10 protein-coding genes and 3 tRNA genes are annotated in these 15,072 nt (G+C 74.2%); 4 read left to right on the top strand and 9 right to left on the bottom strand.

From position 1 onward, the window contains the following. Positions 1–5: 5 nt before the first annotated feature. From ABZ721_RS15800 to ABZ721_RS15780, 5 genes are all read right to left on the bottom strand, one after another. Positions 6–770, bottom strand: coding sequence for a TetR/AcrR family transcriptional regulator (locus ABZ721_RS15800; RefSeq protein WP_358789185.1), 765 nt, complete (start codon positions 768–770; stop codon positions 6–8). A gap of 243 nt (positions 771–1,013) precedes the next feature. Continuing rightward, positions 1,014–3,251: a glycosyltransferase family 39 protein gene (locus ABZ721_RS15795; protein WP_358789184.1), complete on the bottom strand. Its 2,238-nt coding sequence runs from the start codon at positions 3,249–3,251 to the stop codon at positions 1,014–1,016. Further along, positions 3,248–4,645, bottom strand: coding sequence for a bifunctional glycosyltransferase family 2/GtrA family protein (locus tag ABZ721_RS15790; protein WP_358789183.1), 1,398 nt, complete (start codon positions 4,643–4,645; stop codon positions 3,248–3,250). Before ABZ721_RS15790 ends, ABZ721_RS15795 begins: the two co-directional genes overlap by 4 nt. Positions 4,646–4,670: 25 nt before the next feature. Next, the gene (locus tag ABZ721_RS15785; RefSeq protein WP_358789182.1) at positions 4,671–6,257 is read right to left on the bottom strand and encodes a HAMP domain-containing sensor histidine kinase; all 1,587 of its coding nucleotides are present in this window, start codon (positions 6,255–6,257) and stop codon (positions 4,671–4,673) included. Then, positions 6,254–6,997 (bottom strand): response regulator transcription factor, encoded by a 744-nt coding sequence (locus ABZ721_RS15780; RefSeq protein ID WP_358789181.1) that lies wholly within the window; start codon positions 6,995–6,997, stop codon positions 6,254–6,256. The genes ABZ721_RS15785 and ABZ721_RS15780 overlap by 4 nt, the downstream gene beginning before the upstream one ends. A gap of 173 nt (positions 6,998–7,170) precedes the next feature. On the opposite strand from ABZ721_RS15780, the gene ABZ721_RS15775 reads away from it, so the two are divergent. Both ABZ721_RS15775 and ABZ721_RS15770 read left to right on the top strand, forming a co-directional pair. Then, positions 7,171–8,064, top strand: coding sequence for an LLM class F420-dependent oxidoreductase (locus tag ABZ721_RS15775; protein ID WP_358789180.1), 894 nt, complete (start codon positions 7,171–7,173; stop codon positions 8,062–8,064). A 229-nt stretch (positions 8,065–8,293) separates the two neighbouring features. Further along, positions 8,294–9,169, top strand: coding sequence for an MEDS domain-containing protein (locus tag ABZ721_RS15770; protein WP_358789179.1), 876 nt, complete (start codon positions 8,294–8,296; stop codon positions 9,167–9,169). 49 nt (positions 9,170–9,218) lie between these two features. Here the strand turns inward: ABZ721_RS15770 and ABZ721_RS15765 are convergent, their stop codons facing one another. The 4 genes from ABZ721_RS15765 to ABZ721_RS15750 all read right to left on the bottom strand — a co-directional run bounded on the left by ABZ721_RS15765 (position 9,219) and on the right by ABZ721_RS15750 (position 10,204). Beyond that, positions 9,219–9,590: an MmcQ/YjbR family DNA-binding protein gene (locus ABZ721_RS15765; protein WP_358789178.1), complete on the bottom strand. Its 372-nt coding sequence runs from the start codon at positions 9,588–9,590 to the stop codon at positions 9,219–9,221. Positions 9,591–9,715: 125 nt separating this feature from the next. Continuing rightward, positions 9,716–9,789 (bottom strand) — tRNA-Met (locus ABZ721_RS15760). A 60-nt stretch (positions 9,790–9,849) separates the two neighbouring features. Next, positions 9,850–9,922 (bottom strand) — tRNA-Arg (locus ABZ721_RS15755). 191 nt (positions 9,923–10,113) lie between these two features. Further along, positions 10,114–10,204 (bottom strand) — tRNA-Ser (locus ABZ721_RS15750). Between the two features lie 187 nt (positions 10,205–10,391). Here ABZ721_RS15750 and ABZ721_RS15745 point away from each other — a divergent pair. Then, entirely contained in the window at positions 10,392–11,057 is a 666-nt protein-coding gene (locus ABZ721_RS15745) for a hypothetical protein (RefSeq protein ID WP_358789177.1), read from the top strand. A 228-nt stretch (positions 11,058–11,285) separates the two neighbouring features. Next, a complete protein-coding gene (locus ABZ721_RS15740; protein ID WP_358789176.1) occupies positions 11,286–15,062 on the top strand; it encodes a PAS domain-containing protein in 3,777 nt (1,258 codons plus the stop codon). Positions 15,063–15,072: the final 10 nt, after the last annotated feature.

Here is a 15,072-nt window from a genome sequence, read left to right as displayed (position 1 = left end):
CGCCCTCACGTCCGCGGGTCGCGGTCGCGCATCGTCTCGATACCGGCGATCACGCACTCCAGCCCGAAGGTGAAGTCGCGCTCGCGCTGCTCGGCGACGGAGGTGGAGCGCCGCCCCAGCACTTCGAGGGACGGCGCGAACCCGGGGCGGCCCTCGACGCCGCCCATCCAGTCGGCGAGGAACTCGTCCTCGTCCAGGCCGGCGGCGCGGAACCGCTCGCCCCAGCGGCCCTCGACGGTCCCGTACCCGTAGACGAACTGGAAGACGCAGCCGAGCGCGCCGGTCAGCTGCTCGGTCGGCAGGCCGGACCGGGTCATGGCGCGCATCGCGGTGTTCGCGAAGTCCATCGAGACCGGGCCGATGTTCAGGTACTCGCCGATCAGGTGCGCCGTCCAGGGGTGGGCCACCAGCATGGCGCGGAAGCCGCGGGCGAGTTGGCGCACCTCGTCGCGCCAGTCGGCGTCCGGCTCCTCGGACGGCTCCTCGGCCGGCAGCACGATCTCGCGGTGCACGGCGTCCAGGACGCGCTCCAGCAGGTCGTCCTTGGTGTCGACGTACCAGTAGACGGACATCGCGGTCACGCCCAACTCGGCGGCGAGCTTGCGCATCGAGAACTTGGCGAGGCCGTCGGCGTCGAGCAGCCGGACGGCGGTCGCCACGATCTTGTCGCGGTCCAGGCCGGTCGGCTGCTCGCTGCGGCGCTTGGCCGCCGGCCGCTCATGCAGCCACACGCTGGCCCCGGGCGCGGTCGCGCGGCTGTCCTCGGCCATGGCGGGCGTTCCCTTCGGGTGTTCCGGGTCGGCGGGCCGTTCCGGGCGGACGGACAGGTTCGGGCGAGCGCGCTCGTTCGGGTCCGTGGGCCCGGGGGCCGCCCGCACCCGATGCTATGCCGCTTCCGGACGCTCGGCCCGGCGCGGCAGCGGCGCCACGACACCGCCACCCGGCGGAGGGGCGGTTCTCGCAGGTCGGTCGACCTGCGAGAACCACCCCTCCGGGTTGTTCGGTGCCCCGCGTCAGCTCTTCGCGGGGCTCGTCAGGTCGTAGACGGTGGTGGTGCCGACCGTCTTCGCGGTGAACGCGGACGCGACCCACGTGCTGATCGCGGACGACGTGCCCTGACCGCCCATGCCGCCGCCGGAGGAGATGAAGTAGTGGATCTTCCCCTCGGCGACGTACCGCTGGAACTGCGCGAGCGTCGGTGACGGGTCGCTGCCGTTGAAGCCGCCGATGGCCATGACCGGCTCGCCCGTGGCGAGTTGGTAGCTGGCGGAGTTCTGCGAACCGATGGCCGCCGCGACCCAGGTGTAGTCGGAGGCGTTCTTCTCCAGCAGCGCCTTCATCGCCGAACTGACGTCGGCGCCGTCGAGCAGGCCGCCCATCCCGCCGCCACCGCGCCCGCCGGTCCTCCCGCCGTCGGTGCCGCCGCCGGGGAAGATCTGCGTCTGCGGGCCGGTCTGGCCCTGGCCGCCCTGACCGGGCCGGCCCTGCGTGCCGGTCCCGCCGTTCTGCCCGCCGCCCGGCATCGCCGGCGGCTGCTGGCCGCCGGGCAGGGTCCGGCCGCCCTGGCCGCCCTGCCCCGGCGTCCCGTCGGGACCGAAGACGCGCATCCCGCCGGGGCCGCCCATGCCGCCCTGGACGGCGGGTCCCGCCGTCACGATCGAGCCGCTGTGCCCGGTGTCGACGGTGTTCAGGGTGTACGCGAACGGTGCCGCGAGCGCCGCCGCGACCCCGAAGCCCGCCACGGCGGCCGCGGCCCGCCGGCCGAGCCGTGCGGCGAGCAGCAGGCCGGCCGCCGCCACCAGGCCGCCGACCAGCACCGTCCAGCGCAGCCACGGGTGCCAGTCCGACGCCCGGCCCAGCAGGACGTACGCCCAGTAGCCGGTGCCCGCGGCCGTCACGGCCAGCGCCGCCGCGGCGGCGAGGTGCGTGCGCCTCTCCCACAGCAGGGTGGCGCCCATGCCGACGAGGGCGGCGATGTAGGGGGCCAGGGCGATGTTGTAGTACTGGTGGAAGATGCCCGACATGAAGCTGAAGACCCCGAAGGTCATCAGCAGCGCGCCGCCCCAGACGAGGAACGCGCCGCGCCGGGCGTCGGTGCGCGGCGCCTGTCGGGTCAGCCACAGCCCCGCGACGAGCAGGACGAACGCGGCCGGCAGCAGCCAGGCGATCTGGCCGCCCATGTCACCGTCGAAGAGCCGGGTGATGCCCGTGCTCCCCCACTGGCCGCCGCCCTGGCCGCCGCCCCCGCCGCCGACGCTGCCCGTCTCGTTGCCGGTGATGCGGCCGAAGCCGTTGTAGCCGAAGGTCAGCGACAGGAAGCTGTTGTCCTGCGAGCCGCCGATGTACGGGCGGGACGAGGCCGGCCAGAGCTCGACGATCGCCACCCACCAGCCGCAGGAGACCAGCAGCGCGAGCCCGGCCAGCGCCAGTTGGCCGAGGCGCCGGCGCAGCGTCGTCGGCGCGACGACCGCGTAGACGACCGCGAGCGGCGGGAGGATGAGGAAGGCCTGCAGCGTCTTGGTCAGGAAGGCGAGGCCGAAGGCGACGCCCGCCCAGACCAGCCACTTCGTCCTGGCGCCCTCGAGGGCGCGCAGCACGCAGTAGACGGCGGCCGTCATGAGGAGCGCGAGCATCGCGTCCGGGTTGTTGAAGCGGAACATCAGGGCGGCGACCGGGGTGACGGCCAGTGCGGCGCCCGCGATCAGCCCGGCCGCGGCGCCGAAGCGGCGGCGGACGGCGGCGTAGAGCACGCCCACCGTCGCGACGCCCATCAGCGCTTCGGGGACCAGGACCGACCAGGAGTTGAGGCCGAAGATCCGGACGGCGATCTCCATCGGCCAGAGCGAGGCCGGGGGCTTGTCGACGGTGATCGAGTTCGCCGCGTCGGACGAGCCGAAGAACATCGCCTTCCAGCTCTCGCTGCCCGCCTGGACCGCGGCGCTGTAGAAGGAGTTGGCGTAGCCGGACGCGCTCAGGTCCCACAGGTACAGCGCGGCGGTCACCGCCAGCAGCGCCAGGAAGGCGGGACGCACCCAGCGGGCGTCCTCGGGACGGCCCCTCCAGACGCGCACCGCGAAGCCCCGGGGGCCGGGCGGCACGGCCGGGCCGGACGGCACGGTCGCGGGCGGTGCGCCGGGCGGGGGCGCGTGCTCGGGCACGGGGGTGCGGGTCACCGGGCCGGGCAGCTCGGCGGGCTGCGGGGGCGGCCCGGCGGCCGGGAGGTCGGCCGGGGTGCTGTACGGCGCGGTCATCGTGCGCTCCTCGGGTCGGAGTCGTGGTCGAGGTCGGGGGTGTGGTGGTGTCTGTGGTCGAAGTCGCCGGTGGCGTGGGCGGAGCCGTGTGCGAGGACCGGCTCGTGGTCGTCAGCGGTCGCGAGCGCGTACTCGCGGGCCGGTTCCGGCCCGGCGGCGGTCGCCGCCCCCGACGGGAAGACCCAGGCGCGGAAGAGCAGGAAGCGCAGCACCGTCGCCGCGAGGTTGGCGGCGATGAGGACGGCGAGTTCCGTGCCGTGCGAGGGACGGGTGTTGGCCGCCTGCAGCGCGGCGAGCGACCCGCTGGTCAGCGCGAGGCCGATGGCGAAGACGACCAGGCCCTGCGCCTGGTGCCGGACGGCCTGTTCCCGGCCCCGGACGCCGAAGGTCAGCCGGCGGTTGGCGGCGGTGTTGCCGATCGCGGAGACCAGCAGCGCGGCCGCGTTGGCGGGCTGCGAGCCGAGCCCGAGCCGGAAGGCCGAGTACAGCACCAGGTAGACCAGGGTGCTCAGGGCGCCGACGACGCAGAAGCCGACCAGCTGGCGGGCGAGGCCCGGTGGCACGCCGCCCAGTTCACGGTCGCGCGGGTCGTCGCCGAAGGGGCGGCGCAGCCGGTCGAGCGCGAGCGCCCCGGTGGCGAGCGCGCGGCCCACCCGCCAGACGCCCTTGAGGTCGTCGGCGGCCGTGCGGACGATGTCCACGGTGCTGTCGGGGTCGTCGACCCAGTCGACCGGCACCTCGTGGATCCGCAGCCCCGCGCGCTCCGCGAGCACCAGCATCTCGGTGTCGAAGAACCAGCCGGTGTCCTCCACCATCGGCAGCAGCCGCTCGGCGACGTCCTTGCGGATCGCCTTGAAGCCGCACTGCGCGTCGGAGAAGCGGGCAGCGAGCGAGCCGCGCAGGATCAGGTTGTACGTGCGGGAGATGAACTCGCGCTTGGCGCCGCGCACGACGCGCGAGCTGCGGGTCAGCCGGGAGCCGATCGCCAGGTCCGAGTGGCCGGAGATCAGCGGGGCGACCAGCGGCAGCAGCGCGTTCAGGTCCGTCGAGAGATCGACGTCCATGTAGGCGAGCACCGGCGCCTCGGACCGCGTCCAGACGGCCCGCAGGGCCCGCCCGCGCCCCTTCTGGTCGAGCCGGAAGGACGCGACCTCGGGGATCTCCGCCGCGAGGCTCTTCGCGACGGCCTCCGTGAGGTCGGTGCTCGCGTTGTCCGCGATGGTGATCCGGAAGGGGTAGGGGAAGGTGCCTGCCAGGTGCGCGTGCAAGCGTCTGACACACGGCTCCAGGTCGTTCTCCTCGTTGTGGACGGGGATGACGACGTCGAGCACCGGGTCGCTGTGTGCGACCGGCAGGTGCTGCCGGGACGGCAGGGTGCCGAGGTGGGTTCGCATACCCCGACGCTCCACCGCCGCGCTGTCACGACCTTGTGGTGAACCTGAGGCTCCGCTGTGAGTCCCCGGCCTCGGCCGAGGCGGCGTCCTGTGCGGACAACGTCCCTGTGGGGCCGGGGAGTTGGACGGTGAAGGCGGTGCGGCCCGGGGCGCTCTCCACCCACACGCGGCCGCCGTGCGCCGCGACCACGGAGTGCACGATCGCCAGCCCCAGACCGGTGGAGCCCGATCCGGCGCCGCGGGCGCGCGACGCGTCGCCGCGCGCGAACCGTTCGAAGATGTACGGCGTGAGGTCGGGCGGGATGCCCGGCCCGTCGTCCACCACTTGGAGCAGCACTCCGTGGTGCCGGTCGCCGGTGACGCGCGCGGTCACGGTCGTGCCCGGCGGGGTGTGGGTGCGGGCGTTGCCCAGCAGGTTCGCCAGCACCTGCTGCAGCCGCTCCGCGTCCCCGTGGACGGTGGCCGGCTCGTCGGGCAGGTCCAGCCGCCAGACGTGGTCGGGGCCGGCGGCCCGCGCGTCGCTGACGGAGTCCACGACGAGCGGCGACAGGTCGGTGGCGGCCAGGCTCAGCGGCCGTCCGGAGTCCAGCCGGGCGAGCATCAGCAGGTCCTCGACCAGCGACGTCATCCGTCCGGCCTCGGACTCGATGCGGCCCAGCGCGTGCCGGGTGTCGGGGCCGACGTCCTCCCGGCCGCGCCGGGTCAGCTCCGCGTAGCCGCGGATCGAGGCGAGCGGGGTGCGCAGCTCGTGGCTGGCGTCGGCGACGAAGCGCCGCACCCGCGTCTCGCTCTCCTGCCGGGAGTGCAGCGCGGAGCCGACGTGTCCGAGCAGCCGGTTGAGGGACGCGCCGACCTGGCCGACCTCGGTGCGCGGGTCGGTGTCCGCCGCCGGTACCCGCTCGTGCAGCGCCACCTCCCCGCGGTGCAGCGTCAGTTCCGACACCCGGGAGGCGGTCGCGGCGACGCGCCGCAGCGGTTGGAGGGAGATGCGGATCAGGGCGGTCCCGGCGAGCCCGGCGGCCGCGAGCCCGGCGGCGGTCACGCACACCTCCACCCAGACGAGGGTGTCGAGGGTGTCCCGCACGCCGGAGGCCCGGATCCCGACGAGGTACGTGCCGTCCTGCGTCGCGACCGACTGCATGCGGTACGCGCCGAGGCCGGGGACGTCGATGCTGTGCGCGCCGCCGTCGAGCGGCAGGTCGGCGAGGACCGCGGTCTGCGCGGCCGCGAGGGACTCGGGGGTCACCTGCGGGACCGCCTCGCCGCTCTCCCGCTGGGCGCTGATCGCGGTCGCCGTGATCCGCCCGTCGACGACCTTCGCGCCGATCGTGCCGACCGGCTGGCCGCCGCCGATGACGAACCCCAGGTCGTTGCCGGACCCCAGGTGCGGCAGCATCGTGGCGCCGGGCGGCGGGCCGCCGGCGCGGTGCGCGACGGCGGCGAGCTGGGTGTCGAGCTGCCCGTACAGGTAGGTGTGCAGGGCGATCGCGGTGACCGTGCCGATCACCGCGCACACGACGGCGACCAGCGCGACGGACGACACCACGAGCCGGCGCCGGAGCGACCAGGGGCGGCCCCGCAGCGGCCAGGGACGGCGGCGGGCGGTCCTCACGCCGCCTCGCCCGGCTTGATCAGGTAGCCCGCCCCCCGCCGGGTGTGGATCATCGGGGCGCGTCCGGCGTCGATCTTCCGCCGCAGGTAGGAGATGTAGAGCTCGACCACGTTGGCCTGACCGCCGAAGTCGTAGGACCAGACGCGGTCGAGGATCTGCGCCTTGCTGAGCACCCGGCGCGGGTTGCGCATCAGGAAGCGCAGCAGCTCGAACTCGGTGGCGGTGAGGTGGATCGAGTCGTCCCCGCGGTACACCTCGTGGCTGTCCTCGTTCAGTACGAGGTCGCCGACGACCAGCAGGGATTCGCTGCGTGCCGCGGCGGCGCCCGAGCGGCGCATCAGCCCGCGCAGCCGGGCCACGACCTCCTCCAGGCTGAACGGCTTGGTGACGTAGTCGTCGCCGCCCGCCGTCAGGCCGGCGATCCGGTCCTCGACCGCGTCCTTGGCGGTGAGGAAGAGCACCGGCACGTCGGGGGTCTCGCGGCGCAGCCGGGCGAGCACCTCCAGGCCGTCCATGTCGGGCAGCATCACGTCGAGCACGACGGCGTCCGGCCGGGTGTCGCGGGCGGCGCGCAGCGCCCCGGCGCCGTCGGCCGCGGTACGGACTTCCCAGCCCTCGTAGCGCAGGGCCATGGAGAGCAGATCGGAGAGGGCGGTCTCGTCGTCGACGACGAGGACACGGACCGGGGACCCGTCGGGGCGGGACAGCTCGGCGGAGGCCGCCGCGGGGGAGGAAGGCATGGGTCGAGCCTGCGAGGGGGCCCTGAGAGCAGTCTTTCGGAAACCTGTGAATCTCCTGAGAAAGGGCGGACGGGGCCCCGTGCGGCCGGGGCGGGCGCGCGGAATACGGCGGTCGGCGAGCGGGTTGCCGACAGCACGCACCGGAGATAGCGGCGAGGACGGGGAGCCCGGACATGGGGAGCAAGGACAGCGGCGGCGGCACGGACGCCCGGGAGTCGGTCGGCCGGTACGGGATCTGGAACGGCGGTATGCGCTCGGACGATCCGGAGCTGCGCGGCGAGATCGCCGAGGCGGCGGCCGAGCTGGACGAGCTGGGCTTCGGCGCGATCTGGCTGGGCGGCAGCGCCTCCGTCGAGGACGCGGCCCGGGTGCTCGACGCCTCCCCGCGCATCACGGTCGCCACCGGGATCCTCAGCATCTGGGACCACGAGGCGGACGCGGTCGCCGCGCGCACGGCCGAGGTCGAGGCGGCCCACCCGGGCCGCTTCCTGCTCGGCCTCGGGGTGAGCCACGCCCAGCTCTCCGACCGCTACCGGCGGCCGTACTCGGCGATGGTGGCCTACCTGGACGCGCTGGACGCCGCGCCCGCGCCCGTACCGGCCGGACGGCGGGTGCTGGCCGCCCTGGGCCCGAAGATGCTGGAGCTGTCCCGCGACCGGGCGGGCGGCGCGCACCCGTACCTCGTCACGCCGGAGCACACCGAGCAGGCCCGCGCGCTCCTGGGCGAAGGGCCTCTGCTGGCGCCCGAGTTCAAGATCGTGCTGGAGAAGGACCCGGACGTCGCCCGCGGGATCGCGCGCGGCTACCTCGCCCCCTACCTGGCGATGCCGAACTACACCAACAGTTTCCTCCGACTCGGCTTCGAGGAGGGGGACTTCACCGGCGGCGGCAGTGACCGTCTGATCGACACCGTCTTCGCCTGGGGCGACGACGACCACATCCTCGGCCGGATCAAATCCTTCCGTACGGCCGGCGCTGACCACGTTGCCCTGCAAGTCGTCACCGGCCAGGCCCGATCGGTGCTGCCGCGTGCCGAATGGCGGCGCCTGGCAGAGGTGTTGGGCTGACGGCGACGGGGCTCTCGCCAAGGGGCACATGGGAGACGTCAGTTGATCAACATGGCGTGTGGAGCAGCGCAGTTGATCAACTGCCGTCTCGTGTCCCATATGTGACGTTTCGTCATACTCGTGACAAACATGCGCAGTTGTCGTCCGACATACGGTCACGTCATGTCGTATTCGTACGAATTCAATCGCGGCACCTCCACCACACGACAAACGGAGGTACGTTCCCCGCATGGACAGTGGCGCCGTCCCTTACACCGTCTCCATCGACCGGATGGCCTCCGGGGATCACGCCTGTCTGGGCTTCGACAGCCACCGGGCGCGCTGGGCGGTCCGGGCCGCCTTCACCGAGGCCGGGCTGCTCCGCGGCGAACGGGTGATCCTCTTCGTCGACCCCGCCACCACCCCCGGGACGGCCGCCGCCCGCCTCGCCGACCACGGCGTCCCGGCGGCCGAGGCCCTGCGCGACGAGCGGCTCCTCGTCATCAACGAGACGCCCGGCTACGACCCGGAGCGCGGCTTCGACGCCGAGCGCCGCGCCACGACCTGGCTGGACTTCACCGAGGGCGCGAGCGTCATGGGGTTCAGCGGGCTGCGGGCCGTCGGCGACATGACCTGGGCGCTGGGGCCCGGCGTCGACCCCGAGGAGCTCATCGACTACGAGAACGGGCTCACCCCGCTCTTCGCCGACATCGGCTTCACCGCGATCTGCGAGTACGACCGCCGACTGTTCCCGCCCGAGCTGATGGACCGGGTCGGCGCGTCCCACCCCACCGAGATCCTGCAGTCCCTCGAAGCGCTGCACATCACCAGGACCGGCACGATCCTGCACCTCGCGGGGAACGCCGACCTCGCCACCCGGGAGCAGTTCGACACGGAGCTGCGGCGGTCGCTGGGCGGCACAGGACCGCCCCCGCGCCTGATCGACCTCACCGCCCTGTCGTTCATCGACGCCCACTGCGCCACGACCCTCATCCGGCTCGCGGCGGCCCTGCCCCCGTCCGCCCGGCTCGCCGTGCACTGCCCGGCGACCCACGCCCGCGTGCTGCGCCTGTGCGGCGCGCGGAGCGTCCCGCAACTGACGCTCTACGTCGAGGCGGGCTGGTGAACGGGCGCCACCGGGTACCGGCGGGCAGCGCGGGGCAGCGGGGGATCCGTCAGGGCCGGTCGTACGTGAGCCGGATCGCGCGCGGCAGGGACGCCACCACCAGGTCGTAGGAGTCCTCGATCATCTCCCGCACCATGCGGGCCGGCAGCGAACCGTCGAGCGTCACCGTGTTCCAGTGCCGCTTGTTGAGGTGGTAGCCGGGGATGACCGCCGGGTACTCCGCCCGCAACTGCTCGGCGATCTCCGGATCGCACTTGAGGCTGACCTTGAGCGGCTCGGCCTCCAGCGCGCTCAGCGCGAAGACCTTCCCCTCCACCTTGAACACCGACAGATCCGGGTTCCCCGGGAACGGGAACTCCTCCACGGCACCCGGCATCGCCAGGCACGCCGCCTTCAGCCCCCGCGCGTTCATCGCCACCATCCGGCCGACAGTAGCCCGTGCCACCGACAGTCCACCGGAGCGGGCGACCGGGGACGGGGGACGGGGACACCGGGTCCGGAAAACACCAGAGGCCCGACACTTCCGTGTCGGGCCTCTGGTCGTAGTAGCGGGGACAGGATTTGAACCTGCGACCTCTGGGTTATGAGCCCAGCGAGCTACCGAGCTGCTCCACCCCGCGCCGTTGTACTGAACAAACCAGAACCCCCTCAGACGATCTCCTCGGGGGTTCTGACCTGAGTGCACTCGGCAGGATTCGAACCTGCAACCTTCTGATCCGTAGTCAGATGCTCTATCCGTTGAGCTACGAGTGCTTGTGCTTTCCGGCGGTTTCTCACCGGTCGGCGTTGCGAGAACAACATTACATGACCTGCGGCGTGAGGTGAAATCCATTGCCCTCACCCCGCCTGAGCTGCAAAAACAGCCGTCGGAGGGGTGCCGGCGAGGCACCTCGGCAACGACGGAGCCCCGGTCGTCCTGAGACGACCGGGGCTCCGGAAACGAGCGGAGGCTCGGGGATTTGAACCCCGGATGGGATTGAAGTCCCAAACCGCATTAGCAGTGCGGCGCCATAGACCAGACTAGGCGAAGCCTCCTCCACACCCGCGCGAGCGAGGGCGTGTGGAGATGATGGCACAGCCCGGCAGGCTGTCACCAATCGCAGACCAGAGTACAAGCCTGCCGAGGGGGACGGCAAAGAGGTTGCGGGGCCTCCGAGGGCGGCTCGCCCCCGTTCGGGTGAGTTGCGCGGAAAGTGGCGTCCGGGACGGTAAGGACTGGGGGATGCGACTCAACGCCCCCACCCGCCCCGTCCGCTCCCTCGCCCGCCCCGCGGCGCCCACCCGCCCCCGGCCCGCGAGGCGGCTCCCGCTCGCCGCCGTCCTCGGCGTCGTGCTCGCCGCCGGCCTGCCGCTGCTCCTGGCGAACGACGCCGGTGCGGTCCCGGTGCCGCCTGCCTCCGAGGCCCCCGCTCCCCCCGCGAACAACCAGCTGACCATCACCGTCGACGACGGCACGGGGAAGATCACCACGAGCAGGCTCGACTGCGGGCCCGACCAGGACCCGGCGGCGAAGCCCGCGGCCCCCGGCGCCCCGGTCGAGGCCTCGATCCTGCCCGCGCCCCTCGCGTCCCCCTCGGCGGCGTCCTCCTCGCCCGCGTCCCCCTCGGCCGCGAACCCCTCGATCGCGTCCCCCTCGGACCCGCTCACCGGGCCGGCCCGGCACGTGGCGGACTCCTGCGCGCAGCTGAGGCGGCAGGGCGGCCCCGTGGGCCCCGTGCCGAGCGGCCAGATGTGCTCGATGATCTACGGCGGATCGCAGACCGCGCAGGTCACAGGGGTCTGGCACGGTACGGCCGTCAAGGAGAAGTACAGCAGGAGCAACGGCTGCGAGGTCGCCCGCTGGAACCGCATGGCACCGGTTCTGCCCGCCGGCCCCGGGCAGGCGTGACGCACGCCACACGGGCGATGATCTCGCACCGTATGCGCTCGAACACCGAATCACTCAGGGGTACATGGGCATCCGCGGCCGCTCGGCCAACCGCTGCACGTACACTCGCTCTAGTGACATGCCATGGGGTCAGCGGCAAGATGGGCCGCCGGTGAGAGCCGATCGCGCGGGTTGCGCGGGGCCACCGCAGGAAGTGCGGTAAGTGCGGTAACAGGGAGGACGCGTCTCGTGAGCAGCAGGCCATCCAGAGGCGCTGCTCGCCTCGCCTCGATACTCGACGCCCTGCCCGACGCGCTGCTGCTGGTCAACGGCAACGGCACGGTCGTCAACGCCAACGCCATAGCGATCGAGACCTTCGAGTCACCGGGGACGGCACTGGTCGGGCGGGGCCTGTTCGACCTGCTGCCCGCGTTCGACTCCAAGCGGATCCCCGGGTCGATGCGCAGCGCGCAGAAGGCCGAGGACGACAACGGCCGCACCAAGCCGACCCGGATGGTCGCGCGCCGCACCGACGGCACGGAGTTCCCCGTCGAGGTGACGAGCGCCAACCTCGAGGACGGCCGTACCCCGTACGACGAGCCGCACAGCTACACCGGTGACGAGCTGCTGATGCTGGTCGTGCGGGACCTCAGCGGCACGATGGACACCGAGGCGGAACTCGCCCGCCAGCAGCGCCAGACGGAGATGATCCTGCGCGCCGCGGCCGAGGGTGTCATCGGCGTGGACACCGAGGGCAAGGTCGTCCTCGTCAACCCGTCCGCCGCCCAGATCCTCGGCTACCGCGCGACCGACCTCGGCGGCCAGGAGCTGCACCCCCTCGCGCACCACACGCGCGCCGACGGCACGCCGCTGCCGTACGAGGAGACGCCGCTCGCGGACACGCTGCGCTCGGGCCGCAAGCACCGGGTGCGCGGCCAGGTGCTCTGGCGCAAGGACGGCCGGGCCGTGCCCGTCGACCTGACGACCGCCCCCGTGCGGGACGGCGAGCAGCTCGTCGGCGCCGTCATGACGTTCACCGACCGCAGCGCGTTCGACGCCGCCGTGGCCCGCGGCGACCAGTTGCAGGCCGTGCTGGACGAGGCGCTGCGCGGCCCGCTGGCGGAGCTGCGCGGCGAACTGTCCGGCCTGGCCGCCGACCCCGCCGGGCAGTTGTGGCCCGAGGCGAACCAGATCCTGCACCACCTGGTGGCCGGCTACGCCCGCATCACCACCCTCATCGACAACGTGCTGGCCTTCCAGCGGCTCGACCGCGGCGAGGACCGGCTGCGGCGCGAGCCCATCGGGCTCGACAAGGTCGTCTCGGCGGCCGTCGAGGGTGCCGTCGAGCTGATCGGCCCGGGACGCGCGCAGTACGCCGTGCACGCCCCGCCGATCGAGGCGGCGATCGACGGCGAGCGGATGGCCCAGGCGCTCGCCCACCTGATCGCGGACGTCGCGGGGGTGGACGCGGCGGGCAACGCCACCGTCGTCACCGGCGGCGGCGACTCGACGATCGTGGTGGCGGCGGCGCAGCGCGGCGACGTCATAAGGATCGACGTGCGGGGCCCGCACGCGGGCGGCAACGCGGTGCACCTGCCGATCGCCCGCGGCATCGTGGAGCGGCACGGCGGCGTCCTGCAGACGCACGAAGTGCCGGGCCAGGGCAGCGCGTACGTCCTGGAGGTGCCGCTGGGCTCGGCGGCCGTCGCGGCCGCGGGCCGGGCGGCGGCCGCGGTGGCGGCGAAGGACGGGGCGCGCGAGTCCGAGACGACCGTCATGCCGATGCCCGCGAAGCCCGCTCGCGGCACGGGTGGCGCTACCGGCGGCGCCAAGGCCCCGGTGCGCGGCGCGTCCGCCCCCGTGGCGGGCACCGCCGGCTCGAACGGCCAGGGCTCCCCCGCGGCCGGCACCCCCGCCGACGGCACGCCGGCGGCGGGCTGGGCCGGAAGCGGCGAGCCCGGCGTCGCGGGCACCGACCGCGCGGCGCGCCCGCGCCGGTCCGCGGACGACAGCGGCACGGTGGTGGCGCCGTGGGCGATCCCCACCGAGGGACCGGACGACGAGGGCCGCGCCCGCAACGAGGGGCACAGCCAGGCGCAGCCGGGCGAGCCGGAGACGCCGACCGGGCGCCGGCGCGCGCTGCGCCTGCCGCTGCCCGACGAGCCGGGCGCGGGCGACACCGCGGGCGGCGCGGCGGCCGTTCCGGCGCCGGGCGGCCAGCCGGAGCAGCACCGGCCGGGCCAGCAGCCCAGCGGGCGCCGGGCCCGCCGGACGCTGTCCGACGGCCAGCAGCCCACGCCCGAACTCTCCGCGACCCCCGTCCAGCACGCCCTTCCGGCGGCCGGCGAGCCGGCCGTGCCGCAGGGGAGCGACGGCACCGGCGCCGCGCTCGCCGGGCAGGAGCCCGCGGCGGGACGCCGGGCGCGGCGGATCGCACCCCCGCAGCCGGGGGAGTCGGACGGAGCCGGCGGTCCCGTCGAGCTGCCCGCCCAGCACGTCCACGAGGCCGCGCCGGCGCCGCTGCCGGCGGAGGCACCCGGCCCGCAGGTTCCGCCGGTGCCGCACCAGGGCGGCCCCCAGGGGCAGAACGGCGCACCGCAGCCGGTGAGTCCGCAGTGGCCGGACGCCGGGCGGCCGGTGGCTCCGGCTGCGCCCGCGGCCGAACCGGGCGCGCAGCCGCGCCTCCAGAACCCGGCGCAGGGGCCGGCCCCCCAGCCGATCCCGAGCCAGGGGCAGCGCTCCCCGGTGCCGCCGTCCGGCCCGCACCCGAACCCCGGGCAGCCGCAGGCACAGCTTTCCGCGCAGGTACCGGGCCCGGTCCAGCAGGGCCAGAGCCAGCAGGGCCAAGGACAGGTCCAGCAGGGCCAGAGCCACGGCCGGGCGATCAGCGTGCGCACGCTCGGCCAGGGCGTGGCCTTCGTCCAGCCGGTGCCGACGCAGGCCCAGCCCCAACCCCAGCCCCAACCCCAACCCCAACCCCAGCCCGACGCGTTCCCCCAGCAGAACCCCTCCGGCTCCGGCCGGCGGCGCAAGCTCAACGGGCCGCAGCAGGACGACGGCCCCGACGTGGAGGCCCGCCCGCACCCGCAGGCGGACCCCGACAGCGGCGCCCTCCGGATCTCCCCGCCCCCCGCCGCCGAGGAGCAGGGCGACGGCCAGGACGCCGACCAGCAGACGGCGCTGCTCCGCACGGTCGCTCCCGGCCGGGCGTTCGCCATAGGAGCGCCCGCTGAGGGCGACGAGGGCCCCGAGCCGCTGGACGGCCCGAACGGCGCCGTCGAGGTCATGACCGAGCCCGCCGACGAGCCGGGCCAACTGCTGGACGAGCCGCGCCGGCTGCTGGTCTGGCCCGAGCCGGACGTCTCGACGCGCCAGGCGCTGACCGACCGCGGCTACCGCCCGGTCATCGTCAGGTCCCGCGCGGAGGTCGACGCGCAGGTCGCCGAGCCGCCCGCCGCGCTCTTCGTCGACCCGCTGACCGGCCCGATCACCCGTACGGCGCTGCAGTCGCTGCGTCAGGCGGCAGCGGAGGCCGAGGTGCCGGTCCTGGTGACCGCCGGGCTCGGCCAGGCGACGCGCGAGGCGGCCTACGGCGCCGACCCGGCCGTCCTGCTCAAGGCGCTCGCGCCGCGCGACAGCGAGCAGCACCCGCCGCGGGTCCTGCTGATCGAGGGCCACCCGGACATCGCGCAGGCCTTCACCGCGACGCTGGAGCGGCGCGGGATGCAGGTCGCGCACGCCTCGTCCGAGGTCGAGGCGATGACGACGGCCGCGCAGGTCAGGCCGAACCTGGTGGTGATGGACCTGATGCTGGTGCGCCGCCGGCGGCAGGGGATCGTCGACTGGCTGCGCGGCAACGGCCAGTTGAACCGCACCCCGATGGTCGTCTACACCTCGGCGGACATCGACCCGGCGGAACTGCCGCGGCTGGCCTCCGGCGAGACGGTGCTCTTCCTCGCGGAGCGCTCGACCAGCACGGACGTGCAGTCACGCATCGTGGACCTGCTCGGCAAGATCGGCTCCTAGAGCCCTACGG

Source organism: Streptomyces sp. NPDC006733 (assembly GCF_040636125.1).
Lineage (GTDB): Bacteria > Actinomycetota > Actinomycetes > Streptomycetales > Streptomycetaceae > Actinacidiphila.
The sequence above is the reverse complement of the archived record's forward strand: the minus strand, read 5'-3'. Positions and strand labels throughout refer to the sequence as shown.

Coding starts and splice junctions, on each gene's coding strand:
- ABZ721_RS15800 (WP_358789185.1), bottom strand. CDS start 770: ATGGCCGAGGACAGCCGCGCGACCGCGCCCGGGGCCAGCGTGTGGCTG.
- ABZ721_RS15795 (WP_358789184.1), bottom strand. CDS start 3,251: ATGACCGCGCCGTACAGCACCCCGGCCGACCTCCCGGCCGCCGGGCCG.
- ABZ721_RS15790 (WP_358789183.1), bottom strand. CDS start 4,645: ATGCGAACCCACCTCGGCACCCTGCCGTCCCGGCAGCACCTGCCGGTC.
- ABZ721_RS15780 (WP_358789181.1), bottom strand. CDS start 6,997: ATGCCTTCCTCCCCCGCGGCGGCCTCCGCCGAGCTGTCCCGCCCCGAC.
- ABZ721_RS15775 (WP_358789180.1), top strand. CDS start 7,171: ATGGGGAGCAAGGACAGCGGCGGCGGCACGGACGCCCGGGAGTCGGTC.
- ABZ721_RS15770 (WP_358789179.1), top strand. CDS start 8,294: ATGGACAGTGGCGCCGTCCCTTACACCGTCTCCATCGACCGGATGGCC.
- ABZ721_RS15765 (WP_358789178.1), bottom strand. CDS start 9,590: ATGGTGGCGATGAACGCGCGGGGGCTGAAGGCGGCGTGCCTGGCGATG.
- ABZ721_RS15745 (WP_358789177.1), top strand. CDS start 10,392: ATGCGACTCAACGCCCCCACCCGCCCCGTCCGCTCCCTCGCCCGCCCC.